Consider the following 26,563-nt stretch of genomic DNA (forward strand, 5'->3'; position numbering starts at 1 on the left):
CGTCTCCATCGGCACGGGCTATAGGCCGCGCAGATTCTCCGCAAGACCAGGATACCGATATGAGCTTCATGCCGCCCGTTACCGAACAACGCTTCGTGCTCGAGCATGTCGCCGGCATATCGCAGCTCGCGCAAAGCGACCGGTTCGCCGACGCTTCGGGCGATATGGTCGATGCGATCCTGGAAGGGGCGGCGCAGCTTGCGGCCGGCGAATGGGCGCCGCTCAACCGGCTCGGCGATACCGAGGGCGCGACCCTTACCGACAACGGCGTGATCATGCCCGACGGCTATGTCGAGGCCTATCGCGCCTATGTCGAGGGCGGCTGGGGCACGATCGCCGCGCCGGCGGAATTTGGCGGGCAGGGCATGCCCTTCTCGATGGCCGTTGCGATCATGGAGTCGCTGGGCGCTGCGAACATGGCGTTCGCGCTGTGTCCGATCCTCAGCGTCGGCTCGATCGAATCGCTCACGCATCATGGCAGCGAGGAGTTGCAGGCGGCCTATCTGCCCAAGCTATCGACCGGCGAGTGGACGGGCACGATGAACCTGACCGAACCGCAGGCCGGTTCGGATGTCGGCGCGCTCAAGACCAAGGCCGAACCCGCCGAAGACGGCAGCTGGCGGATCAAGGGCCAGAAAATCTACATCACCTTCGGCGAGCATGACCTGGCCGGCAATATCGTCCATCTGGTGCTGGCGCGGACGCCCGGCGCGCCGGAAGGCACGAAGGGTATCTCGCTGTTTCTGGTGCCACGCTATCGGCTCGACGAGAATGGCGAGCCCGGCGAAGAGAATGACGTCCGCTGCGTTTCGCTCGAGCACAAGCTCGGGATCAACGCCTCGCCCACCTGTGTGATGTCGTATGGCGACAATGACGATTGCCATGGCTGGCTGATCGGACCGGAGAATGGCGGGATGCGGGCGATGTTCACGATGATGAACAATGCCCGGCTCAATGTCGGCCTGCAGGGCGTCCAGATCGGCGAACGCGCAACGCAACAGGCGGTCGCGTTCGCGCGCGAGCGCGTCCAGTCGGCGCGCGCAGGCGGCAATTCCCGGGAGCCGGTTGCGATCATCGAGCATCCGGACGTGCGGCGCATGCTGCTGCGGATGAAGGCGGCGACGATGGCCGTCCGCGCCCTCGTCTATTACGCGGCGGGGCAGGTGGATGCCGCCACGCTCGGCGACGAAGAGGCGAAGGCGCGGTCCGAAGTGCTGACGCCGCTCGCCAAGGCCTATGGTACGGATATCGGCTGCGAAGTGGCGAGCCTCGGCGTGCAGGTCCATGGCGGGATGGGCTTTGTCGAGGAAACCGGCGCCGCGCAGCACTATCGCGACGCGCGGATCGCACCGATCTACGAGGGCACCAACGGCATTCAGGCGGCCGATCTGGTCGGGCGGAAACTCCGTCTCGCCGGCGGCGAAGCGATGGCCTCGCTGCTTGCGGATATCGCGAACGGGGCAGAAGCCGAACCGGCGCTGGCCGGCCTGGCCGGCGACTGCGAGGCGGTGGCGAACTGGCTGTCCTCGGGCGATGCCAGCGTCGATGACCAGCTGGCGGCCAGCTATCCGTTCCTGACGATGCTGTCGGTTGCGACCTGCGGCTGGCTGATGGCGCGTCAGCTTCGCGTCGCCCGGGCGCAACTCGATACGGGCGAGGGGGATAGCGAATTTCTGAAGATGAAGATCGCGGCGGCGCGTTTCTATCTCGACCAGATGGTGCCGGAGGCGCGCGGGCTGAAGGCCGCGGCTACGGCCAAGGCCGATATTCTCTATTCAATCGCGGATGAGACTTTCGCGGCCTAGGACTGCGCGTTTAAGCGGTTTCGCGGTCGAGCAGTTCGGCCGTATCGAGGCCGAGCCGTTCGATATGGCGGACGATCCTCGGCCATTCTTCCTTGAGAAAGCTTTCGCGCTCGCGCGTCTTGAGCTTTTCCGATGCGCCATTGGCGACGAACATGCCGACGCCGCGGCGAACGACGACTATCCCGTCGTCCTGAAACGTCTGATAGGCTTTCGCAACGGTTAGCGGGTTCGCGCCTTCCTCGGCCGCGAAGGCGCGGACCGAAGGAAGCGGGTCGCCATCGCCATAGCGGCCGTCGAGAATGGCCGCGGCGATCTTCTCGCGCAGTTTGAGATAGACGGGCTGTTCTGCTTTGGACATCGCGATATAGTGTAGTAAAACACTGCGTCGCGTCAAGGGGGCGTTGCGAATAAATTCGATCAGTTGCTATTCAGCGCCCCACTCTCTCACCACCGCGTCATAGTCCGGGCGCGGCCGTTCCTTGAGATCGGCGCCGGCGGTACCGAGAAAGATGAACCCGGCGATTTTCTCCGGCGCCGCGCCGAAGGCGTCGCGCACCGCATCCGAATAGGCGGCCCATCCGGTCAGCCAGCCGCCGACATAGCCATGCGCATGGGCGGCCGCGAGCAGGTTGAAACAGGCGGCGCCCGTCGAAAGTTCCTGTTCCCAGAGCGGGATCTTGCGGGCCTCTCTCGGGCTGTGCAGCGCGACGATGAGCGTCGGAGCCTGATGAGCGAACTGCTCGATCGCCTCGATTTCGAGCTTGCCCGGCTGTTCGCGGTCGAGCCGGTATGCGGCGTGCAGAATTTCGGCGAAGCGTGTCCGCTGTGCCGTGTCGACGACGACGAAGCGCCAGGGCGCGAGCTTTCCGTGATCGGGAGTCCGCGTCGCGATTTCCAGCATGCGCCGCAATTCCGCCGTTTCCGGGCCGGGTTCGACCATGTCGCGCGGTCGGCTGGAGCGACGGGTGGCAAGGAAGTCGAGCGGCGTGGAGAGATCGTTGAACATGGCTGCCGCTCCTAGCATCCGCGGCTAATTCTGCCAGCCCCTTCACAGCGGGGATTTCGGCGCTAGTCTGCGCCGCCATAAAGGCCGGCCCAACCGGCCAGACATTTGGGGAGCCGAAGTATTATGGCAAGCGCGTATCAAGAGAGTGGGGATTCAAGGGGGACATTTCTGGGCCATCCGAAAGGCCTGTTCGTTCTATTCTTCGCGGAAATGTGGGAGCGGTTTTCCTATTACGGAATGCGCGCCCTGCTGATTTTCTACCTCGTTCAGCACTGGATGTTTTCCGACGGCGAGGCGTCGGTCATCTATGGGGCCTATACGGCGCTCGTCTATATCACGCCGGTTGTCGGCGGTTATCTGGCCGATCGCTATCTGGGCCAGCGAAAAGCGGTGCTGTTCGGCGCCATCCTGCTCACCGTCGGGCATTTCCTCATGGCTTTCGAAGGCGATGGGGGACAGACCGATGCCACGATCAATATCTTCTGGGCCGCATTGGCCTTCATCATCGTCGGCTCGGGCTTCCTGAAGGCGAACATCTCGGTCATCGTCGGTCAGTTGTATCCGCGCACCGATGTCCGCCGCGATGGTGCCTACACCATCTTCTATATGGGCATTAACCTCGGCGCTGCCGCCGGGTCGATCATCGCCGGCTGGCTCGGCCAGACATATGGCTGGGCCTATGGCTTCGGTGCCGCGGGTTTCGGCATGCTGCTCGGACTGGTCGTCTTCGTCTGGGGCAAGCCGCTGTTGGTCGGTCGCGGTGAAGCGAAGGATCCCGAGGCGCTGAAGCGTCCCGTTGCTGGCATCAAGCTCGAATGGCTGCTCTATCTGATCGGCCTCGCGATGGTCGCCCTGTGCTGGTACATGGTGCAGAACCAGGCGCTGGTCGGCACGCTGCTCGGCATATTCGGTGCGATCCTGGTTCTCTACGTCCTGTTCACGGCGGTGACGAAACTGGAACCGCATGACCGCGACCGGATTTTCGCGGCGATGTTCCTCATCTTCGGATCGATCCTGTTCTGGGCGCTGTTCGAACAGGCGGGCTCGTCGCTCAACCTCTATACCGACCGCAGCGTCGACCGGAACATCTTCGGTGTCGAAGTGCCGGCGTCCGTCTTCCAGTCGATCAACGCGATCTACATCGTCCTGCTGGCGCCGCTCTTTGCGATGCTCTGGACGGGACTGGCGCGACGCAATCTGGAGCCGTCGACACCCGCGAAATTCGGGCTCGGTCTCATCCAGCTCGGTGCCGGTTTCCTGGTGCTCGTCGTCGGTGCGTCGATGGCCGGCGCGGGCAACCTGACGCCGGTGATCTTCATCTTCCTGATCTACCTGCTGCATACGACCGGCGAACTCTGCCTGTCGCCGGTCGGCCTTTCGGCGATGAACCGCCTGGCGCCGTCGCATATGGCGTCGTTGATCATGGGCACATGGTTCTTCGCATCGGCGACCGGCAACTTCGCAGCCGGGTTGATCGCCGCGGCCGCCGGAGCCGAGGGCGCGGGACCCGAACGTGTCACCGAGGTATACTCGACGGTTGGCTGGACTGCGGTCGGCGTCGGCGTCGGCATGATTCTTATCTCGCCGCTGATCAAGAAGCTGATGCATCTCGATACGCTGAAGGATGACAGCATCGATGACGACATGCTCGGTCAGGCCGAACTTGGTGCACCCGATGCCGCCGGCATCAATACCAGCGGAGAAGTGCGGACGTGAAAAAGCCTGCCTTTCTGATTGCCGCAACGCTGGCGCTGTTCGGCTGCGCGACCACCGGAAGCGACAGCACGAGCAGCGCCGGCGCGGCGCAGGATAGGGAAAGCGCGACCGCGTTCGATCCGGATCCGTTCCCGTCGACATATCGGCCCTATCCGGGGCGCCCCACCGTTATCCGCGGCGCGACGATCTACGACGGCGAGGGCGGGCAGATCGATAATGGCATGGTCTATTTCGCCGATGGCCACGTGCAGGCGATCGGGCAGACGCTGGACGTGCCCGAGGGTGCGACGGAAATCGATGGGACCGGTCTCTGGGTGACGCCGGGCATCATCGATATCCATAGCCATCTCGGCAACTATCCGAGCCCCAGCGTTGCCGCCCATCAGGACGGTAACGAGATCACGGGCAACAATACCGCCAATGTCTGGACCGAGCACAGCGTCTGGCCGCAGGACCCCGGGTTCAGCCGCGCGCTCGCCAATGGTGGCGTCACGACGCTCAATATCCTGCCGGGATCGGCGAACCTGTTCGGCGGCCGCTCGGTCACGCTGCGCAACGTGCCGTCGCGCACGATGCAGGGAATGAAGTTTCCCGGCGCGCCCTATGGCCTGAAGATGGCGTGCGGCGAGAATCCCAAACGGGTCTATGGCAGCCGCAACCAGACGCCGGGCAGCCGCATGGCCAATGTCGCCGTCGCCCGCCAGGCCTGGATCGATGCCCAGCGGTACCAGTATCAATGGGAAAATTACCGCGAAAATGGCGGGACGCGGCCCGCCCGCAATCTCCGGCATGAAACGCTGGCCGGCGTGATGAACGGCGACATTCTTGTCCACAACCATTGCTATCGCGCCGACGAAATGGCGATCATGATCGATATGGCCGAGGAGTTCGGCTACAGCATCGCCAGTTTCCAACATGCGGTCGAGGCGTACAAGATTCCCGATCTGCTTCGCGAGCACGGTATCTGCGCGGCGATGTGGGCCGACTGGTGGGGCTTCAAGATGGAGGCCTATGACACGGTCTTCGAGAATGTGCCGATGGTCCATAATGGCGGGGCTTGTGCAATCGTCCATTCGGATGACGAAAACCAGATTCAACGGTTGAATCAGGAGGCCGCCAAGGCGCTGGCCGATGGACGACGGGCCGGCATCCAGATCAGCGATGCCGAAGCCTGGCAATGGCTGACGATCAACCCGGCCCGGGCGCTCGGCATTGCCGACGAGACCGGCAGCCTCGTCGCCGGCAAACGCGCCGACCTCGTGCTGTGGAACGGCGATCCGTTCAGCGTTTATTCGCGTCCGCAAATGGTCTGGATCGATGGCGCGCTGCTTTACGACATGAACGATCCGCAGCTGCGCCCGATCGCCGATTTCGAGCTGGGGCAGCCCAGCGAAGGGAGCGTCCGATGAAAGCGATTCTCGCCTTGTTCGCGGCCGTTGCCCTGGCGGCGCCTGCCATGTCTCAGACCCTCGCGATAACCGGCGGGACGGTCGTGGTCGGCGACGGTTCGGATCCGGTACCCAACGGCACAGTGGTGGTCCGCAATGGACGTGTGGTGGGAGCCGGAGCAGGCATACCCGTTCCGGCGGACGCGCAAATAGTCGATGCGACGGGGCAGTGGGTAACGCCGGGTATCGTCGGCGGCTTTACGCGGCTCGGCCTTGTCGAAGTCGGCGCGGTTGCCGAGACGAACGACATCGCTGCGGCGGAGTCGGTGTTCAGTGCGGGGCTCGATGTCGCCCCGGCCGTCAATCCGCTGTCCGCGGCAATCGCGACCAATCGCACGGGCGGTGTGACGCGGGCGGTCGTTGCGCCCGGTACGAGCAATGCGATCTTCGGTGGACAGGGAGCGATCATCGATCTCGGCGCCGACATGAACGCCGTAATGCGTCCGCGCGCCTTCCAGTTTGTCGAACTGGGCGAGCGGGGTGCGGCGCGGGCCGGGGGAAGCCGGTCGGCCAGCTATGCGACCGTCCGCAATGCGCTCGAACAGGCGCAGCGCTATGCACACAACCCGGCCGGTTACGGCGATCGCACCAGCGACGCGCTACTCAATAGCGTCGATGCGGCGGCGCTGGTTCCCGTCGTCCAGGGCCGGGTGCCGCTGATCGTGCATGCCGAGCAGGCGCGCGATATCCTGAACGTCATCGCGCTGCGCGAGGACTATCCGCGGCTCGATTTGATCCTCGTCGGCGCCAGCGAGGGATGGACGGTTGCGGATCAGATTGCCGCAGCCGGCGTGCCGGTTATCGCTTCCGCGCTCAACGATCTGCCGGCCGAATTCGAGCAGCTGGCGGCGACCCAATCCAATATCGGCCGTATGCGCAACGCCGGCGTCCAGGTCGCCATCGGCATGATCGATGATCGGGATGCGCACCAAATCCGCTATTCGACGCAATATGCCGGCAATCTGGTCGCGCTCAATCGAGTGCCCGGAGCAACCGGGCTGAGCTGGGGCGAAGCCTTTGCGGCGATCAGCTCGCTGCCGGCGGAGATCATGGGCCTGGGCGGCGAGATCGGGTCTCTGCGCCCGGGGCGCCGCGCCGATGTGGTGATCTGGGATGGCGATCCGCTGGAGCTCAGTTCGAACGTCGATGTCATGCTGATCGACGGCGTCCAGCAACCACTGACTTCGCGCCAGACCAGATTGCGGGACCGGTATCTGTCGATCGACGAACAGCAGCTGCCCCAGGCTTACGAGTGGTAACGCAAAGATGAGTGCGCTGACCCAGCTGATCGTCGCCACGGCCTGCTTTGTCGGTTTTCATTTCCTGTTGTCGCACCCGCTGCGGGCGCCGTTGGTCAAGCGCCTCGGCGAGACCGCCTTTCTGGGATTCTACTCGCTGATCGCTGCCGGTGGCTTAGGCTGGATGATCTGGGCCGCGCGGTCGATGCCGTCGCTGCGGCCCTACTGGGTCGCTCCGCCCTGGTTCTTCGATTGGGGCGCTCCGATCCTGATGCTCGTCTCGATGATCCTGCTCGCCGGATCCTTTCTCGGCAACCCGGCCTTTCCCGATCCCGCGGCCAAGTCCCGGCCGATCCGGCCCGTGACCGGTGTTTTTGCGATTACGCGCCATCCGATGAATTGGGCTTTCATGGTGTGGGCGGTGACTCACATTGCACTGAGCGGCGGTCCGGCAAACCTCATCATCGCCTCGGGTATCCTGGTCCTCACTTTTTTCGGTTCGATCGGACAGGACAGGAAGAAGGAAGGCCTGATGGGCGACGCGTGGCGCGGTTGGGAGGCACGAACCTCGTTCATTCCGTTCGGCGCCATCGTCGACGGCCGGATACCGCTCCGCGCCGCCTGGCCCGGCGTCGTGCCGCTCGTCTTCGGCCTGCTGTTGTGGTTCGGCGCCAGCTGGCTGCATGCCATGCCGGTCGGGCCCGTCGCCTGGCTCGGTTAAATCCGTACCATCTTCATCATCGGTTCGTGATAGCGGGGCCCGGCCGTTTCGCCGGCCGGTGCCGCCGCATCGAGCCGCGCGAGATCGTCATCGCTCAGCGAAACGTCGACCGATGCCATGGAGTCTTCCAGCGTTACCCGGCGCTTCGATCCGGGGATCGGTACGATGTCCTCGCCCTGATGAAGCAGCCAGGCCAGGGCAATCTGGGCCGGCGACACGCCATGGGCGTCCGCGATCGTTTTCACGACCTCGACGATTTCCATATTCTTGGCGAAATTCTCTTCGCTGTAGCGCGGATCGTTGCGCCGATAATCGCCTTCCGGCAGGTCGTCGCGCGACGTCACCTGGCCGGTCAGAAAGCCGCGGCCGAGCGGCGAATAGGGGACGAACCCGATATCGAGTTCGCGGCAAAGCGGCAGGATCTCGGCCTCGATATCGCGTTCCCATAGCGAATATTCCGATTGCAGCGCAGCAATCGGGTGGGTGGCGGCCGCCTTGCGGATGGTCTCGAGACCCGCTTCGGACAGGCCGAGATAACGAACCTTGCCTTCCTCGACGAGCCGGGCCATCGCGCCGACTGTTTCCTCGATCGGTACATCCGGATCGACGCGATGCTGATAGTAGAGGTCGATCGTATCGATCCCAAGCCGCTGCAGCGAACCCTCGCACGCCTTGCGGATATTTTCCGGCGAGCTGTCCACGCCGCGAAAGCCGCTTTCGTCGAAAGCAAAGCCAAATTTCGTGGCGATCACGAGACCGTCGCGCTTGCCCTCGATCGCGCGGCCGAGAAGCTCCTCGTTGCGGTGCGGACCATAGACTTCGGCGGTATCGAAAAAGGTGACGCCGAGTTCGATCGCGCGATGGACGGTTGCGATCGATTCCGTTTCGTCTGCCATGCCGTACATGCCCTTGCCGATGCCGGCCATCGGCATGCAGCCCAGACCGAGCGCGGATACGGCGAGGTCATTTCCTAATGTGCGGGTTTCCATGATGCGGTCTCCTCTTCCGTCAGGCGATGGCGTTCGAAATAGCCGGTGATCTCGCGTTTGATCTCCGGTCCGAAGATATAGATGGCGATTACATTGGGAATTGCCATGAGGAAAAAGGCGCTGTCGACCAAATCGAAGACGGCCTGCACCGGCAGGACCGATCCGATCGGCAGCATCAGGACGTAGAGGATCTTGTAGATCGTGTTGCGGATCGGTCCTTCGCCAACAAGATATCCCCAGGCTTGCAAACCGTAAAATCCCCAGGCGCATAGGGTCGAATAGGCGAACAGGAACACGGCGATGGCGAGCAGGATCGGAAACCAGCTCGATATCTGCGAAAAGGCGGCCGACGTGATCGAGATGTCGTCGAGCCCGCTTTGATGCGTTCCGGCCAGCACGATCGCGATCGCGCCGAGCGAGCAGACGATTACCGTATCGATAAAGGGCTCGAGCAGTGCCACCAGTCCCTCGGACGCCGGCTCGTGGGTTCGCGCCTGAGCATGGGCGATGACCGCCGACCCGACCCCGGCCTCGCTCGAGTAGACGGCGCGCTGCATGCCGACGACGAACGCGCCGAGCACGCCTCCGGCCGCTGCCTCGCCGCTGAACGCCGCGCCGACGATCGTTGCGATCGCGGTCGGCAGTTCGGCGAAATTCATGAAGATGATCGCGAAAACGCCGATCAGATAGATGGCGGCCATCGCCGGTACGAGCAATGATGTGACGCGTGCCAGCCAGCGCACGCCGCCGATCACGACGAAGCCGACAAGTACCGCCAGGATCGCCCCATATCCCGCGCCGCTCTCGAAACCCGTGACATTCTGTACCTGGGCGAAGCTCTGATTGACCTGGACCAGCGGGATGGCGCCGCCGAGCGCGAAAAAGGCGTAGAACCCGCCCAGCACAAGTCCGATTTTCGGCCAGCCGCGCGCCGCCAGCCCGTTTTTTAACGCGTACATCGGGCCGCCCCGGATCGTCCCGTTGCTGTTGACGACGCGATATTTGTGGCCGAGCGTCACTTCGACGCATTTCAGCGTCATCGCGAAAAAGCCGATCACGAACATCCAGAAGGCCGCGCCGGGGCCGCCGGTGGCGATGGCGACGGCGACGCCGGCAATGTTGCCGAGACCGACCGTTCCGGACAGCGCCGTCGTCAGCGCGCCGAACTGGCTGATCTGTCCGGGGGCGTCGATATTATGGCCCGGCTTGCTCAGGATGCGGAGCGAATAGCGGAAACCGCGGATGTTGATGAAGCCGAGCCAGAGCGTGAATATCACCATCGGCAGCGCGAGCCAGATGACGATCAGGGTAATGTCGACGCCGAAAATCGGGACTTTCGTGAAAACCAGTGCGTTGAGATCGGCGAGCGCCCCCTCCAGCCATGCGATCATGCCAATCCTTCCCTGTAGGCATCGTGCTTCACACGATCATGGGCGGCGGCTAGGAGAGGCACAAGCGGAATCAAATGAAAAGTGAATATCAATGACGCGCAGCTATTTCGGAACCGATGGCATCCGGGGCCGGACCAACAGGTCACCGATGACTGCGGACGTCGCGATGAAAGTCGGTCAGGCGGCCGGCGCCCATTTTCTGAGAGGGGACCATCGTCACCGGGTCGTCATCGGAAAGGATACCAGGCTGTCGGGCTATATGATGGAGTCGGCCCTCGTCGCCGGTTTTACCAGCGTGGGTATGGACGTGATCATGGTCGGGCCGATGCCGACGCCAGGCGTCGCGATGCTGACTAAATCGATGCGGGCAGATCTCGGTGTGATGATCTCTGCCAGTCACAATCCTTATGTCGATAACGGCATCAAGCTGTTCGGTCCGAACGGCTACAAGCTTTCCGACGCCGATGAGATGGCAATCGAAAAACTGATGCTCGACCCGCCAGCTTTGGTTCCGTCCGAACAGATCGGCCGGGCACGCCGCGTCGACGATGCACAGGGCCGATACATCAATGACGCGAAAACGACGTTCCCGGGCAAGCTGCGGCTGGATGGCCTCAAGATCGTCCTCGATTGCGCCAATGGCGCGGCCTATAAAGTTGCTCCGTCGGCGCTTTGGGAACTCGGAGCCGAAGTCGTGGCACTCGGTGTCAGCCCCAACGGCACCAACATCAACGACAAGTGCGGTTCGACCTATCCGAAGGAACTGTGCCGCCGAGTTGTGCAGGAGGGCGCGGCCATCGGTCTTGCGCTCGACGGCGATGCCGACCGGCTGATCGTCGTCGATGAAAAAGGCGTCATCGTCGACGGCGATCAGCTCATGGCGCTCATTGCAAGCGACTGGAAGCGCCACGGCAAGCTCGAAGGCGATTCCATCGTCGCCACAGTCATGTCGAATATCGGGCTTGAGAAGTTTCTCCAGGGCGAAGGGATCGGTCTGGAGCGCTCAAAGGTTGGCGACCGCTATGTATTGGAGATGATGCGCGCCAAGGGATGTAACGTCGGCGGTGAACAATCCGGCCACCTGATTCTCACCGACTATGCGACAACGGGTGACGGATTGATCGCCGGGCTTCAGATTCTGGCGGCCTTGGTAACGAGTGGAAAAACCGCCAGCGATTTGCTCCATCTGTTCGAACCCTATCCGCAGCTGCTCAAGAATGTCCGCTACAATGGCGGGGATCCGCTCGCCGAGGAATCGGTCAAGGCGGCCATCGCCGACGGTGAAGCGAGGCTATCTGCGACTGGGCGTGTGTTGATCCGCAAATCGGGGACCGAGCCGCTGATCCGGGTGATGGCGGAAGGCGAGGACGAGGGCCTTATCGAAGCGGTGGTCAATGATATCTGCTCGGCGGTGGAGGATGCGGCCTGATGCTGGAGATGCGGCCGGACTGCGAACGCTGCGGCACCGATTTGCCGGCCGAGAAGGCCGGCGCACACATCTGCTCGTTCGAATGCACCTTCTGTTCGGATTGCACGAAGGGGCCGTTGGCCGGCAGCTGCCCGAATTGCGGCGGCGAACTGCGGCAGCGGCCCGTCCGCGCAACCGCTCTTCTGGACCGCTTTCCGGCTTCGACGGAGCGAAAATACAAGGCGAACGCATGACGAAACCGGCCCGGATTCTCGCCATCGCGGGATCGGATAGTGGGGGAGGCGCGGGAATCCAGGCGGACATCAAGACGATCACGATGCTTGGCGCGCACGCGATGACGGCCGTCACCGTGATCACCGCCCAGAACACGATCGGCGTTCAGGCAGTTGAGCCGGTCCGCATCGAGAGCGTCCTTGCCCAGATCGACTCGGTCGATTCGGATATCGGCATCGATGCGATCAAGATCGGCATGCTCGGATCGGACGAACTGGTCGAGGCGCTTGTCGAGCGGTTGGGCAAGATCGATGTTCCCATCGTATTCGATCCGGTCATGGTGGCGACGAGCGGCTCCGTGCTCGCGGACGACGCGACCATTGCTGCATTTCACAAACTGATGCGGGTCGCCACGATCCTGACGCCCAATCTTCCGGAACTCGCGCGGCTGACATCGTCGCCGCTATCGTCGGCCTATGAAATGGAGCGGGAAGCACGGCGGCTGGCGCGCGATGCCGATTGCATCGTCCTGGCAAAGGGCGGTCATCTCGAGGGCGAACTCGTTACCGACATTCTTGTGCGGCCCGATGGCAAGGTCGATCGTTGGAAGAATAGCCGGATCGACACGGAGCATAGTCACGGCACGGGCTGTACGCTTTCCAGCGCGTTGGCGACCGGTCTCGGGCAGGGCATGGCACCCGTCGAAGCTGCCAGCCGCGCCCGCGGTTTTGTCCGGGCGGCACTCAAGGCGGCGCCCGGCCTCGGCGAGGGTAACGGCCCGCTCGGTTTTGCAGATATGCGAGAATTCTGGCCGTGAGCGTTCCGGTGGCGGGGGTCGATGAGGCGGGCAGAGGGCCATTGGCCGGACCGGTCGTCGCGGCGGCGGTCATCCTGTGCGACGACGGGATTGCCGGTCTCGACGACAGCAAGAGGCTCAGCGCAGGGCGGCGCGCCGAACTGGAGACGCAAATTCGTGCGCGCTGCACAGTTGGCGTCGGGATGTCCGAACCCGACGAGATCGACCGGATCAACATCCTCCAGGCCACACTCGCGGCGATGCGAAGGGCGGTCGACGCACTGGAAGTCGCTCCCGACCATATACTCGTCGATGGCAACAAGCTCCCGGATTGGCACTATTCGGCCGAGGCGGTTGTTGGCGGTGACGCTTTGCATCCCTGTATCTCGGCCGCGTCGATCATTGCCAAGGAAGTACGCGATCGAATGATGTTGGCGGCCGCGAAAAACCACCCGCATTATGGCTGGGAGCGCAACAAAGGCTATCCGACCCGCGCGCATCTGGATGCCCTTCGGGAGCATGGGCCATGCTCCCTGCATCGCCGGAGCTTTGCGCCGGTCGCGCAGTCATTGCTCAACCTTTGAGTCTTTCCCGCCACACCGCAGTATCTTGAGTCCGGGGCGGCCGGCGACGGGCTATATCTGGTGGCGGACTCTTTTCGTTCCCGTTCCGTTAACCAGATCCTCATCTTGTTCGTTAACGATGTTCGCCTTGACCCCGGAGTCCGGTTGACTCAGGTTCTCACCTCTTTTCGCAAGGGGCACGGCGGATGACGATTGCAGAACAGCTCGATACGGCACGAAGCGCGAAGACCGTGCGGCGCAAAAAATCGGTTGAAATCGAAACTGATCGCATTCTCGAGGACGATTGCGTTGCCGCGATGGCGTCTCTGCCCGACGCCTGTATCGACATGATTTTTGCCGATCCGCCCTACAATCTGCAATTGGGCGGCGACCTTTACCGGCCCGAGGGCAGCCAGGTCGATGCGGTCGACGACGATTGGGACAAGTTCGACAGTTTTGCCGCTTACGACGCCTTTACGCGCGCATGGCTCAAAGAGGCCCGACGCATTCTCAAACCCGATGGCACGCTCTGGGTAATCGGCAGCTATCACAATATCTTCCGGGTCGGATCTGCGTTGCAGGATGAAGGCTATTGGATCCTCAACGATATCGTCTGGCGCAAGGCCAACCCGATGCCGAACTTCCGCGGCACACGCTTCACCAACGCCCATGAAACGATGATATGGGCGTCGAAAAGCGAGAAGGCGAAATACACGTTCAACTACAAGACCATGAAATCGCTCAACGACGAACTGCAGATGCGCTCCGACTGGCTGATCCCCATTTGCGCGGGTCAAGAGCGGTTGAAAGACGGCGGCAAGAAAGCGCATCCGACGCAAAAGCCCGAAGCGCTGCTGTACCGGGTGATGCTCGCCAGCACCAAGCCGGACGATGTTGTGCTCGATCCGTTTTTCGGCACCGGGACGACCGGCGCCGTCGCGCGGCGTCTGGGCCGAAAATGGATCGGTATCGAACGGGAAAAACGCTATTGCAGCGTGGCGCGCGAGCGGATCGAAGCGGCCCTGCCACTCGATGAATCGGCGCTGACGATCATGAAGTCGAATGCGGCGCAGCCCAAGGTGCCGTTCGGCGCTCTGATCGAAACCGGCATGCTCAAACCCGGCGCGGTGCTGATGGACAGGAAACGCCGCTGGAAAGCCGAAGTGCGGATCGACGGATCGCTCGTCACCAAGAATGGCAAGGAAGGGTCGATCCACAAATTGGGCGCGCTGCTGCAGGGCGCGCCATCCTGCAATGGCTGGACATTCTGGCATTTCGAGACCGATGACGGACTGAAATCCATCGACGATCTGCGTGCCGAATACCGGCTTGCGCATTTTCCCTGATCGCCTTTCCGGATTGCGCTGGCACACGCATGGCTTTCCAATGGCACTGCGTTAAAGGGGTTGCATGACCGATATCCCCCCCAGCGCCAGCCTCTATTTCCGGCCGACCGGTTTCGTCGAGGCGCCGTTCGGTCTGGACGGGCAAGTGATGCGCCTTGCCGGCGGTCTGCTCTGGTTCAGCGCTTTCGATGTGATCGTCGTTGATGGCGGCGAGCGTCTCGCTCCTAAACTTGTAACCATCGACACTCTGGACGATTTCATCGGTTCGCTGAGCGATGCCCAGGCCCAACGCGCGCGCACCGCCATCGCGCGGATCGGCGAACCGCGCGCGCCTTTTCAGCTGGGCGAGCGGGTTCTGCGCTTCGACGAACCCCGGATCGCCGGGATATTGAACGTCACCCCCGACAGTTTTTCCGATGGCGGGCGTCATAGCGACGATCCGCAAGGCGCGGCCGACGCCGGTTTTGCGATGAGCTCGCGCGGTGCCGCGATGATCGATGTCGGCGGGGAATCCACCCGCCCGGGCGCAGCCGATGTCTGGGAAGGCGACGAGATCGAGCGCGTCATTCCGGTAATCGAGCGGCTGGCTGCCTCGGGCGTTGCCATATCGGTGGACACGCGCAAGGTCGCGGTAATGGAGGCCGCGCTTTCGGCCGGCGCGGCGATCGTCAACGATGTCAGCGCGCTGCGGTTCGACGACCGATCGCTTGCGCTCGTTGCAGCGGCTGGCTGCCCCGTCATCATCATGCATCATGCCGGCAAGGGACATGAACTCCATGCCGATCCCGACTATCGCGATCCGCTCGTCGAGGTCTATGACTGGCTCGAAAACCGGGTAGAGGAGCTGGTCAAAGGCGGTGTTGCGCGCGATAAGATCGTGATCGATCCGGGTATCGGTTTCGGGAAGGCGCTTCAGCACAATCTGGCTCTGATCAACGGGCTCAGCCTGTTTCACGGGCTCGGTTGTCCGATCATGCTCGGGGCCAGCCGCAAACGGCTGATCGGAGCCCTGTCGAACGAGGCGCCGGCGGACGAACGGCTCGGCGGTTCGCTGGCGCTGGTGACGCTGGGTGCGGCGCAAGGCGTCCAGCTGTTGCGGGTGCATGACGTGGCCGAGAGCGTCCAGGCGCTGCACGTCTGGCGCGGCCTTCGGGACGCGGCGCTGATACCCGCCGGCTAGGCGGCGTTGTCGATTCCGAGTTCGGCGAGTTTGCGATAGAGCGTCGAACGGCCGATCCCGAGACGCCGCGCCACCTCGGTCATCCGGCCGCGATAATGACCGATGGCGAGGCGAATGACGTCGGCCTCGATGTCCGAGAGCGGGCGGAGATTGCCGTCGGGTTCGTAGAGCGCGACGCCCGGGCCGTCGGCAAAGGCGTGGACGGTGGACGGACGATCGTTCGTGCGGCCTTCTGACTGGCGGACGAGATCGGCGATTTCGGGAAAGTCCGCCGAGGTCAATGCAGCGCCCTGGCATCCGATGGCGGCACGAAACAGCGTGTCCTGCAACTGGCGCACATTGCCGGGCCAGTCATATCGCATGAGTACGGCCAGCGCGTCGTCGGTAATCCCGAGCGCGCGCATACCCGGCTGCCCGGCGATACGCGTGAGAAGGTGCCTGGCAAGCGGCGGTATGTCCCCGGCGCGCTTGCGCAGCGGCGGAATGGTCAGTCCGACGATGTTGAGGCGGTAGTACAGATCTTCGCGGAAATTCCCGGCTGATACCTGTTCCAGCAGATCGCTGTTCGCGCCGGTGATCAGCCGCACATCGACCTCGAAACCGCGCGGCGAGCCGATCGGACGGACGATGCCGTTCTCGATCGTCTTGGCGAGTTTGGCCTGTATCTCGGCGGGAATGGCCGCGATCTCGTCGATGAACAGCGTCGCGCCATCGGCCTCGGCGAGCTTGCCGACATGTTTTTCGAACGCGCCGGCAAAGGCGCCCTTTTCATGGCCGAACAGTTCGGATTCGATCAGGTTCGCCGGTGTGGCTCCGCAATTCAACGTGTGGAGCGGACGTTTGGCGCGCGGGCTCGCCGCGTGAATGGCCCGCGCGAAGACTTCCTTGCCGACGCCCGGTTCGCCGTCGATCAGCACGGGAACCCGTGAACGGGCTGCCTTGGCGGCGATGGCCAACGCCGCCCTGAACTCCGGCGCCGATCCGACGATCTCGTCGAAGGGCAGTGTCTGCAAAACCTTTTCGCTCAGCGGCCGCAACTCGCCCCGGTGCAGATGCGCTTCGGTCGCCGCGTCGAGCGCCGCCACCAGCCGCTCCGGCGCAATCGGTTTGGCGAGAAAATCCGTGGCTCCAGCCCGCATCGCATCGACGGCGATCGAAACTTTCGATTGCGCGGTGATAACGAGAATCGGCAGCTTCGGCCGAAGTTGCACCAGCTGCTCGATCAAACTGACATCCTCGGAACTCGGTGCCCAATAATCGATCAACACCGCGTCGACCGTTTCGCAATCCCGAGATCCGAGCAGCAGCAAGGCATCCTTGCCCGATTCAGCGCGAATGCTTCGCCATCCCGATCGGGCGGCGATGGCTGCCATGAGCCGGCCCTGGGCGGGCTCATCATCGATCAGCAGCAGTGTTTTCGCCCTGTCTTCCGGCATTCAGGACCTCGCATCGGGTGGAACCAAAGCGCCATAGACCGGGTAGAGTAAAAGCCACCTTAAGGTTTGCGCACAGCTCAGCTTGGGCGCGAACCAGAAAAATCATGGCCAATTTCGCTTGAGACGCGCAGAAGCGACGGTTAGACATCGTCGAACCAGTTTCCGAAATATGCAGGGGTAGCGCAGATGACTGACGAAAACGGCCATCCGGACATGGATTACAAGGCCCATGGTAACACCTATTCGGGCTTTTTGAGCCTATTGAAATGGGGAACGATACTCTCGATCATTGCTGCTATAGCCGCGATCATCGCGATCACTTGACCGGGGGCTCCACCTTTTGAAAATCGCTGTCCTGAAAGAGCGTGACCCGCTCGAAACGAGAGTCTCCGCGACGCCGGAAACCGTGAAGAAATTTATAGCGCTCGGGGCGACCATGGCGGTCGAGTCGGGTGCGGGCGAAACGGCGGGTTTCGCCGATGCCGAATATCGCGAGGCCGGCAGCGACGTCGGCGACAGGGAAGCTGTGATCGCCGATGCCGATGCCATGTTTTGCGTGCGCGGTCCGGATGCCGCGGAATTGGCGCCGGCAAAAAAGGACGCCTGGTTGATCGGGGCGCTCGATCCCTTCGGGCAGCGCGAGCGGGTGGATGCCTATGCGGCGGCCGGGATTGGCGCCCTTGCCATGGAATTCATGCCGCGTATCACGCGCGCCCAGTCCATGGACATTCTGTCGAGCCAGTCGAATCTTGCCGGCTACAAGGCCGTACTCGACGCGGCGGCCGAATATGGCCGGGCTTTCCCGATGATGATGACGGCGGCCGGAACCGTTTCCGCGGCGCGTTGCTTCGTGATGGGCGTGGGTGTCGCCGGTCTGCAGGCGATCGCGACGGCCCGTCGTCTCGGCGCGCAGGTCTCCGCTACGGACGTCCGCGCGGCCACGAAGGAACAGATTGAAAGCCTCGGCGCCAAACCGATCTTCGTCGAAGAGGTCGAAGGGATCGAAGGCGAAGGCACGGGCGGTTACGCCACCGAGATGTCCGAAGAATATCAGAAGGCGCAGGCCGAACTGGTTTCGTCGCATATCGCCAAGCAGGATATCGTGATCACGACAGCGCTGATTCCCGGCCGGCCGGCACCGCGGCTGATTTCGGACGCGCAGATCGCGACGATGAAGCCGGGCAGCGTCATCGTGGATCTGGCGGTCGAACAGGGCGGCAATGTCGAAGGCGCGGTCGCGGGCGAAGTGATCAAAAAGCATGGCGTGAAGATCGTCGGCCATCGCAATGTCGCCGGCCGGCTGGCGGCCGATGCGTCGGCGCTTTATGCGCGCAATCTCTACAATTTCCTCAGCGCCTTTTGGGATGAAGAGACGAAAGCGCCGATCCTTCCGGAGGATGACGAGATCGTTCAGGGGGTGACGCTCACCCGCGACGGCAATGTCGTCAACGAGCGGCTCACGGCCAGTTAGGGGCAATCCATGGACTTTATCTCGATCCTCTCGATTTTCGTGCTGGCATGTTTCGTCGGTTATTACGTCGTCTGGTCGGTGACGCCGGCGCTGCATACGCCGTTGATGAGCGTCACCAACGCGATTTCTTCGGTCATCGTGGTTGGCGCGCTGATTGCAGCTGCCGCCGGCGGCGCGGTGGATGCCGAAGCGGCGAAATGGCTCGGTTTGGCCGGAGTCGTGCTGGCATCGGTCAACATCTTTGGCGGCTTTGCCGTTACCGAGCGCATGCTCGCCATGTACAAGAAGAAGGAGCGGAAATAGTGGGTCGGCTCCTCTCCTTTATCGCGCTCTCTTCGATAGCGGCTCCCGCGTTTGCCGCCGGCGAAGCGGCGGCCATCCCGGCATGGGTGGCGCTTGCCTATCTTGTGGCCGGCATACTCTTCATTCTCGCGTTGAGAGGACTCTCGTCGCCGGAAACCAGCCGGGCGGGCAACCGTTTCGGCATGATCGGCATGGCGATCGCGGTCGCGACAACGCTCGTGACCCACGATATCGCCGGGCTGCCGGAGATATTGATAGCCATCGCGATTGGCGGCACGATCGGGTTCGTCATTGCGCGACGCATCGCGATGACGGCGATGCCGCAGCTTGTCGCGGCCTTCCACTCCTTGGTCGGCATGGCCGCGGTGCTGGTCGCGGCTGCCGCCTATCTCAATCCCGGTGCATTCGGGATTACCGATGCGGCGGGCATATTGCTGCCTGTCAGCCGGGTCGAAATGGGCCTTGGCGTGGCGATCGGCGCGATCACGTTTAGCGGCTCGGTCATCGCGTTCCTGAAGCTTAACGGCAACATGTCGGGTGCCCCGATCCTGCTGCCCGCGCGGCATGTCATCAATCTCGGCACATTGGTGGTGATCCTGGGCCTGATCGGCTGGTTCTACACGCTTGCCAATCCGATCATGGATGCGCCCTGGCTGTTCTGGACGGTCACCATTCTCGCCTTCGTGATCGGCTTCCTGCTGATCATTCCCATCGGCGGCGCCGACATGCCGGTCGTCGTCTCGATGCTCAACAGCTATTCGGGCTGGGCCGCGGCGGCGATGGGCTTCACGCTCGGCAACACCGCCATGATCATCACCGGCGCGCTCGTCGGCTCTTCGGGCGCGATCCTCAGCTATATCATGTGCCGCGCGATGAACCGGAAATTCCTGTCGGTCATCGCCGGCGGCTTCGGCTCGGACGGCGGCGGCGGCCCACAGGGCGAGAAGGTCGACCGGCCCTGGAAAGCCGGCTCTGCCGACGATGCGGCCTTTATCATGAAGCAGGCCGAGAAGGTCATCATCATCCCCGGCTACGGCATGGCCGTCGCCCAGGCGCAGCATGTGCTGCGCGAGATGGCGGACCTGCTCAAGAAAGAGGGCGTCGATGTCAAATATGCGATCCACCCGGTCGCGGGCCGGATGCCGGGCCATATGAACGTGCTGCTTGCCGAGGCGAATGTCCCTTATGACGAGGTCTTCGAGCTCGAAGATATCAACAGCGAGTTCAGCCAGGCCGATGTCGCCTTCATCATCGGGGCCAACGATGTCGTGAACCCGGCGGCCAAGACCGACAGCGGGTCGCCGATCTACGGCATGCCCGTATTCGATGTCGACAAGGCCAAGACGATCTTCTTCATCAAGCGTTCCATGGGCGGTGTGGGTTATGCCGGCGTCGACAATGACGTGTTCTACATGGACCAGACGATGATGCTGCTCTCCGACGCGAAGAAGATGTGCGAGGAGATCGTGAAGGCGCTCGGTTAAGGCGAAGCCTGCTGCTTTCGCAGTCCGGGAACCGGAATCACATCGGCTCGTTTCTCCGTCGGGGCCGAGCAATCGAGGATAGTCATGCGTAAACTGGGTCTGATCGGCGGAATGAGTTGGGCCTCGACCGCCATCTACTACGAAAAGATCAATCGCGGCGTCCGTCAGCGTCTTGGCGGGCGGCATAGCGCGCCGCTGATCATCGAAAGCCTGGACTTCGAACCCATAGCCAATGCGCAATCCAACGGGGAGTGGGACGTGCTTGGCGACCAGCTGGCGGAGAGCGCCCGGCGCCTGGCGGGGGCCGGCGCCGAGGGCTTGGTGCTGTGCTCCAACACGATGCACAAGCTGTACGACTATCTGACCGACGCCGTCGACATTCCCGTGCTCCATGTCGGGGACGTGACGGCGGCTGCAATGCACGCCGTGAATATCAGCCGCGCCGCGCTGTTCGGCACGCGGTTCACGATGAGCGAGGGCTTTCTGCGTGACCGGCTGAAGAGCCATGGCATCGAACTCGCCATTCCCGATCCGGACCGCATGGCGGAGATCGACCGGATCATCTTCGACGAACTCGTGATGGGCGAGGCGCGCGTCGAGTCCAAGCGCACGATGAAGACCTTCATCACCAATCTCGAAAAGGCCGGCAACGAGGCGGTCATACTCGGCTGCACCGAGCTCGTGATGGTCGTCAACACGAGCAGCGCCGTGCTGCCGATCTTCGATACGACCAGCTTGCATGCGGACGCCGCGCTCGAATGGATACTCGGCGCCGACTGATCCGGATCGCCAAACCCACGACACTCTCACCATTTTGACTCCATTCCGGATGTTTCGGAGCTTTCGCGCGCGTCCGCTCCGCTGCGGTCGATCGCGGCGAAGCACCGGACGCCAGCTTGTCGCCTGTTACGGCGCGGATTCTCGCTTCGCGCCGTTCTGGAGTATGTCGAGCCTTCTCGGTCCGCATTGGCTGCAATATAGCGAACATAGACAGAACAGGGGTCCCGCTATGACGCAATCGGATACACAGACACGCCGCCACGACGATCCGGCCTCGATCCTCGTCATATCGGACACGGCGCAGGGCGAGCGGCGGTGCCGGATCGCGGTCGAGGCGATCGGCGCGCGCGTCGTGTCGACTGCCGGGCCGGCCGATGCGGTCGCGCGGATCGGCGAGCAGATCGCGCTCGACGCCGCGCTCGTCGACCTGGCGGAAGATCATGGCGCCGCGCTCGACACTCTGTTCGGCGAGATCGATCGCGGCGCGCGCAGCGGCCGCTATCGCAGCATAGTTTCGGTCCCGATCGAACTGCTCGACATTGCCGACGCGCAGGTCCGGCACGGCGACATCGCGCTGCTCTGCGCGCCCAAGGGCATCGAGCAGGCCGCGGCGCTCGGCCTTGCCGTCGCCAATCGGTCGCTCGCGCTGCAGGATATCGGCCGCGAGCATGACGATAGCCGGCTGATGCGCCTCAGCGAGGAGGTCGCGCGCATCGCCCGGGCGCTCGCCGAGCTCTCGCATGACGATCGCGGCAAACCCAATGGCGAAGACAGTCGCCTGGCCGAGGCGCCGCTCGCCTTCCGCCCCGAACCCGCGCGCACCGATCCGCTCCGCCCCGAGGATATCCGCGCGATGATCCGCATGCGCCGGCTGCGCGACCGTTTCTTCGACAGCGAGCTGTTCGCCGATCCCGCCTGGGACATGCTGCTCGACCTGATGGCGGCGCGGCTCGAGGGGCGGCAGGTCGCGGTCTCGAGCCTGTGCATCGCCGCCGCCGTCCCGCCGACCACCGCGCTCCGCTGGATCCGCACGATGACCGATCGCGGCCTGTTCGAGCGCCGCTCCGACCCGCGCGACGGCCGCCGGGTGTTCATCGACCTGGCCGACGAGGCCGCCGAAGCGCTCGAACGCTGGTTCGCCGCGGTCCAGCAGAATGGGGACCTGCTGCCGGGGTAAGGGGGATTCTTTTGTCAGACCTTCGGCTTCGCCTCAGGCGCGGCACCGGGTTTAGTTCGTCAGACTCGACCTCTCGGTCGAGCGCGGCACCGGCCCGCACCCCCTCCCGACCTCCCACCAGGGTACACTCAATGGGAGGTCGGGAGGGGGTGCGGGCCGGTGCCGCGACGTTGCGCTAGCAACGTTCTGACAATCGAATTCCCGGTGCGGCGATTTCCCGAAAGGGAAATTCCGACGAACAAAACCCGTGCCGCGCCTGGGCGCAGCGACGGCCCTGACAACGGCGCCCTTGCGCCGGGCCGCCGGATTTGGCAGGGGGCACAGCGCACTTCGTGGTGCGGGCGCTTAGCTCAGTTGGTAGAGCATCTCGTTTACACCGAGAGGGTCGGCAGTTCGAGCCTGTCAGCGCCCACCAGTTTTCCGGAAATAGGAAATGTCCGGGGGAAATTTCCCCGGAAAACTCCCAGGCGATAGCGCCGGGCCGAAGTAAAAATGCGCGGGGCGCATTTTTCGGCAAAACTCCCCGAGCGATAGCGACGGGTGCCTCCGGATAAAGAGAATGTCCGGGGGACGATTTCGCCGAAGACTCCCAAGCGATAGCGCCGGTCCAGGAAAATATCCGGGGGACATTCCCCCCCCCCCCCAAACTCGCCAAGCGCCAACACCCAAAGTTCACAAAGTTCACACGCACGAACCCGGACATATCTCCCGCGGCCCACCGCCGAACCCGCGCAATTCCGCCCCGCAGCGCGCCCCGACCGTCCGCCCCGCCCCGACCGCCCGGTTGACACCGGTTGACACACGCCGGGGGTAAAACCGCCCGTCTCCTTTCCGCCCGAACTCCCATCCCGCCATCCGCGCCCGGCGCGACTCGCACCGACCCCGCACGGCCCGACGCTCTCACGGATTTTCCAAATAGGACAGGGGGATGATGCTCTTGCCGGTCACGAAGCGATTGGCCATGAGGGGGCGAGGGGAGATGCTTTGAGCCGCCAGCTGATTAACGAATATCGCAGCGAACTTGATCGCATCGTCAAGGTCGGCGGCTCGCTGAACGAGGGTTCGGTGCGTGATGCCTTTCAGGGGTTGCTCAAGAGTTGGGGGCGTTCCCACGACCTGACCTATCTTTCCGAACACAAGATGACCGGTTCCGGTGGCAACATCTATGTCGACGGGGCGCTGGTCTACGATATCCGCGTCCCCTTCGGCTATTGGGAAGCCAAGGACAGCAAGGACGATCTCGATGCCGAGATCGCGGCGAAGGAAGCCAAGGGATATCCCCGCACCAACATCATCTATGAAGATACCAGGCACGCTGTCCTGATCCAGGATCGCAACCGCGTCGCCGAAGCCGACATGTCGGACACCGACTCGCTGTACGAGCTGCTGACGACGTTCTTCGCCTATGAACAGAAGGCAATCCGGGATTTCCGCAAGGCGATTGCGAAATTCGCCGAAGATTTGCCCGCTATTCTCGAAGCGCTGCGCGACCGCATCCGCGAAAAACGCGAGGCGAGTCCCGACTTCGCCAAGGCGGAAGAAGCCTTTCTCAAACAGGTAAAAGAAACCATCAATCCCGCGCTTGAGCGGGCCGACGTCACGGAAATGCTGATCCAGCACATATTGACCGAAGACATCTTCAACCGCGTGTTCGACATGCGCGATTACCACCGCGACAACAATATCGCCAAACAGCTTTACGCACTGGAGCGCAAGCTGTTCGAATATGGCGACAAGCGTTCGCTGCTACAGGCGCTGCGGCCCTATTATACCGGGATCGAGGAAACCGCGCACCTGATCCAGAGCCATTCGGAAAAGCAGAATTTTCTGAAATCGCTCTACGAGAATTTCTACAAGGTCTATAATCCGAAAGCCGCCGACCGGTTGGGTGTGGTCTATACGCCCGGCGAAATCGTGCGCTTCATGATCCGCAGCGCGGACTGGCTGTGCGAAAAGCATTTTGGCAAGAACCTTGTCGATCCGGGCGTGGAGATCCTCGACCCGGCAACGGGCACCGGCACCTATATCGTCGAGCTGCTCGAATATTTCCGCGGCCAGCCGGACAAGCTGCGCCAGAAATACAAGGAAGAGCTGCACGCCAACGAGGTGGCAATCCTGCCCTATTACGTCGCCAATCTGAATATCGAGGCGACCTATCAGGCGATCACCGGGCAGTTCGCCGAGTTTGAGGGGCTGTGCCTGGTCGATACGCTGGACAATGTGGATGGCTTGGGCATCCATCAGGGCCATCAGTTCGAGATGCTTGGCGCTCTGAGCGACGAGAATATCGAACGCGTGAAGCGGCAGAACCGGCGCAAGATCAGTGTGATTATCGGGAATCCGCCCTACAATTCGTGGCAAGAGGAATATGGGCAGGCCAATCCGAACCGAATGTATCAGCACATCGATAATCGTGTGAAACGAACCTATGTTCGCCACGGAACTGCCCAAAACAAGAACAGCGTTTATGACATGTACACGCGCTTCTTCCGTTGGGCGACCGACCGGCTCGGAGAGGAAGGCGTCGTCGCTTTCATCATGGGTCGCAAACCAATCGACAAGCTGGCCTATGACGGTTTTCGCAAGGTCGTTGCGCAGAATTTTGCAGATATCTGGCTGGTTGATCTGGGCGGTGACGTGCGCGACAATCCAAAACTGTCGGGCACCAAGCACAATGTGTTTGGCATCCAGACAGGCGTTGTCATTGCGATATGCGTGAAACGCGAAACGAAGCAAGAGACCGCCGCTATCCACTATATCCGCCGACCGGAAGACGAAGTTGCGGAAGACAAACTCAGTTGGCTGTCATCAACAGGCTCAGTTGCAGCGATAAGGCCAACGAAAATCACACCGGACGAAGATTATGTCTGGCTGAACCAGTCAGGAGAAGATTGGAAGTCTTTCTTGGCTCTTGCCGATCCGAAGGTTTCCGCCGCTGATGCTAGTAGATCCAATCGACAAATATTCAGTCTAAGCTCAAATGGTATCGAAACAGGACGCGACGAATGGCTATGGGATCGAGAATTTTCTGCGCTTGAGAAAAAGGTTTCGCAGTTTATAGCCAGCTACCACGCTGTCTTGAAAGGAGAATTGCCTAGGAACCAGCTTAAGATTGACCGGCAACTCGACAAACACCTTAAGAAGGGTACCGACATAAGGGAAAACAAAAAATCGTACCGTTTCGCCCTTTCTCGTCCGTTCACGAAAAAGGCGGTCTATTTCGACCAGTATTTGAACGCCTATTTGTTCAGGCTACCTTCTCTTTTCAAATCCGACGAGTCAAACAAGGCGATCAGCTTTTTGGGTATTGCCTCGGCAAACGAGTTTGCAGCGTTGGCTACGGACCGTCTTTATGATTTCGGTGTTCTTAAGGCTGGCAATGGCCGAACCCAAGGCGCTTCCCGCTACCGCTACTCCAAATCCGGCGAGCGCATCGACAACATCACCGATTGGGCGCTCAACAAGTTCACCCGGCATTATGGCAAGCGTGCTGGAGTCACCAAGGACGCGATCTTCGCCTATTGCTACGCCGTTCTGCACGATCCGGTCTATCGCGAAAAATACGCGCTGAACCTCAAACGCCAGTTTCCTCGCATTCCCCTCTATCCCGATTTCGCGCGATGGGTAGAATGGGGCGAGACGCTGCTCGACCTGCATATCGATTACGAGGAGGTCGAGCCGTGGCCGCTGGAGCGGGTCGATACGCCCAACTCCAAGCGCGCCGAGGGTTCGCAGCCCAAGCCCAAGCTCAAATCCGTGCTCGCCGAAGGGGCCGAGACAGGCAGCGTGGTGGTGGACGAGGATACGCAGATCACCGGCATCCCGGCGGGCGCGTGGGACTATCGCCTCGGCAATCGCAGTGCGATCGACTGGGTGCTCGACCAGCACAAGGAAAAGAAGCCGCGCGACCCGACCATCCGCGAGAAGTTCAACACCTATCGTTTTGCCGATTACAAAGAGAGCATGATCGAACTGCTAGCGAAGGTCGTGCGCGTCAGTGTGGAGACGGTGGCCATTACCGACGCCATGGCGGCGCTCGATGATGGGCGGCTCGATCAGAAAGCCGCCTAA

General features: G+C 62.3%; 23 protein-coding genes and 1 tRNA gene. 19 read left to right on the forward strand and 5 right to left on the reverse strand.

The features are described from left to right. The first annotated feature begins 59 nt into the window (after window positions 1-59). A complete protein-coding gene (locus HFP57_RS00145) occupies window positions 60-1,805 on the forward strand; it encodes an acyl-CoA dehydrogenase (RefSeq protein WP_176867868.1) in 1,746 nt (581 codons plus the stop codon). Window positions 1,806-1,815: 10 nt separating this feature from the next. Here HFP57_RS00145 and HFP57_RS00150 read toward each other — a convergent pair whose 3' ends face one another. Then, window positions 1,816-2,163, reverse strand: coding sequence for a GntR family transcriptional regulator (locus HFP57_RS00150; RefSeq protein WP_176867869.1), 348 nt, complete (start codon window positions 2,161-2,163; stop codon window positions 1,816-1,818). Window positions 2,164-2,229: 66 nt separating this feature from the next. Next, window positions 2,230-2,811 (reverse strand): nitroreductase family protein, encoded by a 582-nt coding sequence (locus tag HFP57_RS00155; RefSeq protein ID WP_176867870.1) that lies wholly within the window; start codon window positions 2,809-2,811, stop codon window positions 2,230-2,232. Between the two features lie 123 nt (window positions 2,812-2,934). Between HFP57_RS00155 and HFP57_RS00160 the strand changes: the two genes are divergently transcribed. The 4 genes from HFP57_RS00160 to HFP57_RS00175 are packed head-to-tail and all read left to right on the forward strand — an operon-like array spanning window position 2,935 to window position 7,934. Then, complete coding sequence (locus tag HFP57_RS00160; protein ID WP_176867871.1) at window positions 2,935-4,527, forward strand: peptide MFS transporter; 1,593 nt, start codon at window positions 2,935-2,937, stop codon at window positions 4,525-4,527. Further along, complete coding sequence (locus HFP57_RS00165; protein WP_176867872.1) at window positions 4,524-5,936, forward strand: amidohydrolase; 1,413 nt, start codon at window positions 4,524-4,526, stop codon at window positions 5,934-5,936. Before HFP57_RS00160 ends, HFP57_RS00165 begins: the two co-directional genes overlap by 4 nt. Then, on the forward strand, window positions 5,933-7,234 hold the full coding sequence (locus HFP57_RS00170) for an amidohydrolase family protein (RefSeq protein WP_176867873.1): 1,302 nt from the start codon (window positions 5,933-5,935) through the stop codon (window positions 7,232-7,234). The genes HFP57_RS00165 and HFP57_RS00170 overlap by 4 nt, the downstream gene beginning before the upstream one ends. A gap of 7 nt (window positions 7,235-7,241) precedes the next feature. After that, the gene (locus tag HFP57_RS00175) at window positions 7,242-7,934 is read left to right on the forward strand and encodes an NnrU family protein (protein ID WP_176867874.1); all 693 of its coding nucleotides are present in this window, start codon (window positions 7,242-7,244) and stop codon (window positions 7,932-7,934) included. Here the strand turns inward: HFP57_RS00175 and HFP57_RS00180 are convergent. Together HFP57_RS00180 and HFP57_RS00185 are read right to left on the reverse strand one after the other, a co-directional pair. Continuing rightward, complete coding sequence (locus HFP57_RS00180) at window positions 7,931-8,923, reverse strand: aldo/keto reductase (RefSeq protein WP_176867875.1); 993 nt, start codon at window positions 8,921-8,923, stop codon at window positions 7,931-7,933. The two genes, HFP57_RS00175 and HFP57_RS00180, sit on opposite strands and share 4 nt — an antisense overlap. After that, window positions 8,905-10,314 carry an alanine/glycine:cation symporter family protein gene (locus HFP57_RS00185; RefSeq protein WP_176867876.1) on the reverse strand — a complete coding sequence of 470 codons (1,410 nt, stop codon included), beginning with the start codon at window positions 10,312-10,314 and terminating at the stop codon, window positions 8,905-8,907. Before HFP57_RS00185 ends, HFP57_RS00180 begins: the two co-directional genes overlap by 19 nt. Before the next feature lie 91 nt (window positions 10,315-10,405). On the opposite strand from HFP57_RS00185, the gene glmM reads away from it, so the two are divergent. From glmM to folP, 6 genes are all read left to right on the forward strand, one after another. Further along, window positions 10,406-11,743: a phosphoglucosamine mutase gene (gene glmM / locus HFP57_RS00190; protein WP_176867877.1), complete on the forward strand. Its 1,338-nt coding sequence runs from the start codon at window positions 10,406-10,408 to the stop codon at window positions 11,741-11,743. Continuing rightward, window positions 11,743-11,976, forward strand: coding sequence for a DUF1272 domain-containing protein (locus HFP57_RS00195; RefSeq protein WP_176867878.1), 234 nt, complete (start codon window positions 11,743-11,745; stop codon window positions 11,974-11,976). The genes glmM and HFP57_RS00195 overlap by 1 nt, the downstream gene beginning before the upstream one ends. Next, window positions 11,973-12,773 carry a bifunctional hydroxymethylpyrimidine kinase/phosphomethylpyrimidine kinase gene (gene thiD, locus HFP57_RS00200; protein ID WP_176867879.1) on the forward strand — a complete coding sequence of 267 codons (801 nt, stop codon included), beginning with the start codon at window positions 11,973-11,975 and terminating at the stop codon, window positions 12,771-12,773. The genes HFP57_RS00195 and thiD overlap by 4 nt, the downstream gene beginning before the upstream one ends. Beyond that, window positions 12,764-13,336, forward strand: a complete 573-nt coding sequence (locus tag HFP57_RS00205; protein ID WP_176871068.1) for a ribonuclease HII — start codon at window positions 12,764-12,766, stop codon at window positions 13,334-13,336. Before thiD ends, HFP57_RS00205 begins: the two co-directional genes overlap by 10 nt. Window positions 13,337-13,521: 185 nt before the next feature. Next, window positions 13,522-14,661: a site-specific DNA-methyltransferase gene (locus HFP57_RS00210; protein ID WP_176867880.1), complete on the forward strand. Its 1,140-nt coding sequence runs from the start codon at window positions 13,522-13,524 to the stop codon at window positions 14,659-14,661. 64 nt (window positions 14,662-14,725) lie between these two features. Further along, on the forward strand, window positions 14,726-15,841 hold the full coding sequence (gene folP, locus HFP57_RS00215; RefSeq protein WP_176867881.1) for a dihydropteroate synthase: 1,116 nt from the start codon (window positions 14,726-14,728) through the stop codon (window positions 15,839-15,841). On the opposite strand, the gene HFP57_RS00220 is transcribed toward folP, so the two are convergent. Then, complete coding sequence (locus HFP57_RS00220) at window positions 15,838-17,277, reverse strand: sigma-54-dependent transcriptional regulator (RefSeq protein WP_176867882.1); 1,440 nt, start codon at window positions 17,275-17,277, stop codon at window positions 15,838-15,840. The two genes, folP and HFP57_RS00220, sit on opposite strands and share 4 nt — an antisense overlap. A 186-nt stretch (window positions 17,278-17,463) precedes the next feature. Between HFP57_RS00220 and HFP57_RS00225 the strand changes: the two genes are divergently transcribed. The 8 genes from HFP57_RS00225 to HFP57_RS00260 all read left to right on the forward strand — a co-directional run bounded on the left by HFP57_RS00225 (window position 17,464) and on the right by HFP57_RS00260 (window position 26,563). After that, on the forward strand, window positions 17,464-17,601 hold the full coding sequence (locus HFP57_RS00225) for an aa3-type cytochrome c oxidase subunit IV (protein WP_176867883.1): 138 nt from the start codon (window positions 17,464-17,466) through the stop codon (window positions 17,599-17,601). A gap of 16 nt (window positions 17,602-17,617) precedes the next feature. Continuing rightward, window positions 17,618-18,748 carry a Re/Si-specific NAD(P)(+) transhydrogenase subunit alpha gene (locus tag HFP57_RS00230; RefSeq protein ID WP_176867884.1) on the forward strand — a complete coding sequence of 377 codons (1,131 nt, stop codon included), beginning with the start codon at window positions 17,618-17,620 and terminating at the stop codon, window positions 18,746-18,748. A gap of 9 nt (window positions 18,749-18,757) precedes the next feature. Then, a complete protein-coding gene (locus HFP57_RS00235; RefSeq protein WP_176867885.1) occupies window positions 18,758-19,051 on the forward strand; it encodes an NAD(P) transhydrogenase subunit alpha part 2 in 294 nt (97 codons plus the stop codon). A gap of 35 nt (window positions 19,052-19,086) precedes the next feature. After that, window positions 19,087-20,535: an NAD(P)(+) transhydrogenase (Re/Si-specific) subunit beta gene (locus HFP57_RS00240; RefSeq protein WP_246263691.1), complete on the forward strand. Its 1,449-nt coding sequence runs from the start codon at window positions 19,087-19,089 to the stop codon at window positions 20,533-20,535. A gap of 84 nt (window positions 20,536-20,619) precedes the next feature. After that, window positions 20,620-21,315: an aspartate/glutamate racemase family protein gene (locus tag HFP57_RS00245; RefSeq protein ID WP_176867887.1), complete on the forward strand. Its 696-nt coding sequence runs from the start codon at window positions 20,620-20,622 to the stop codon at window positions 21,313-21,315. Between the two features lie 229 nt (window positions 21,316-21,544). Further along, a complete protein-coding gene (locus HFP57_RS00250) occupies window positions 21,545-22,492 on the forward strand; it encodes a helix-turn-helix domain-containing protein (RefSeq protein ID WP_176867888.1) in 948 nt (315 codons plus the stop codon). A 339-nt stretch (window positions 22,493-22,831) separates the two neighbouring features. Further along, a tRNA-Val gene (locus HFP57_RS00255) sits at window positions 22,832-22,907 on the forward strand. A 569-nt stretch (window positions 22,908-23,476) separates the two neighbouring features. Next, entirely contained in the window at window positions 23,477-26,563 is a 3,087-nt protein-coding gene (locus HFP57_RS00260) for a type ISP restriction/modification enzyme (protein ID WP_176867889.1), read from the forward strand.

This window comes from Parasphingopyxis algicola, from assembly GCF_013378075.1.
In the GTDB taxonomy this organism is placed as follows: Bacteria; Pseudomonadota; Alphaproteobacteria; order Sphingomonadales; family Sphingomonadaceae; genus Parasphingopyxis; species Parasphingopyxis algicola.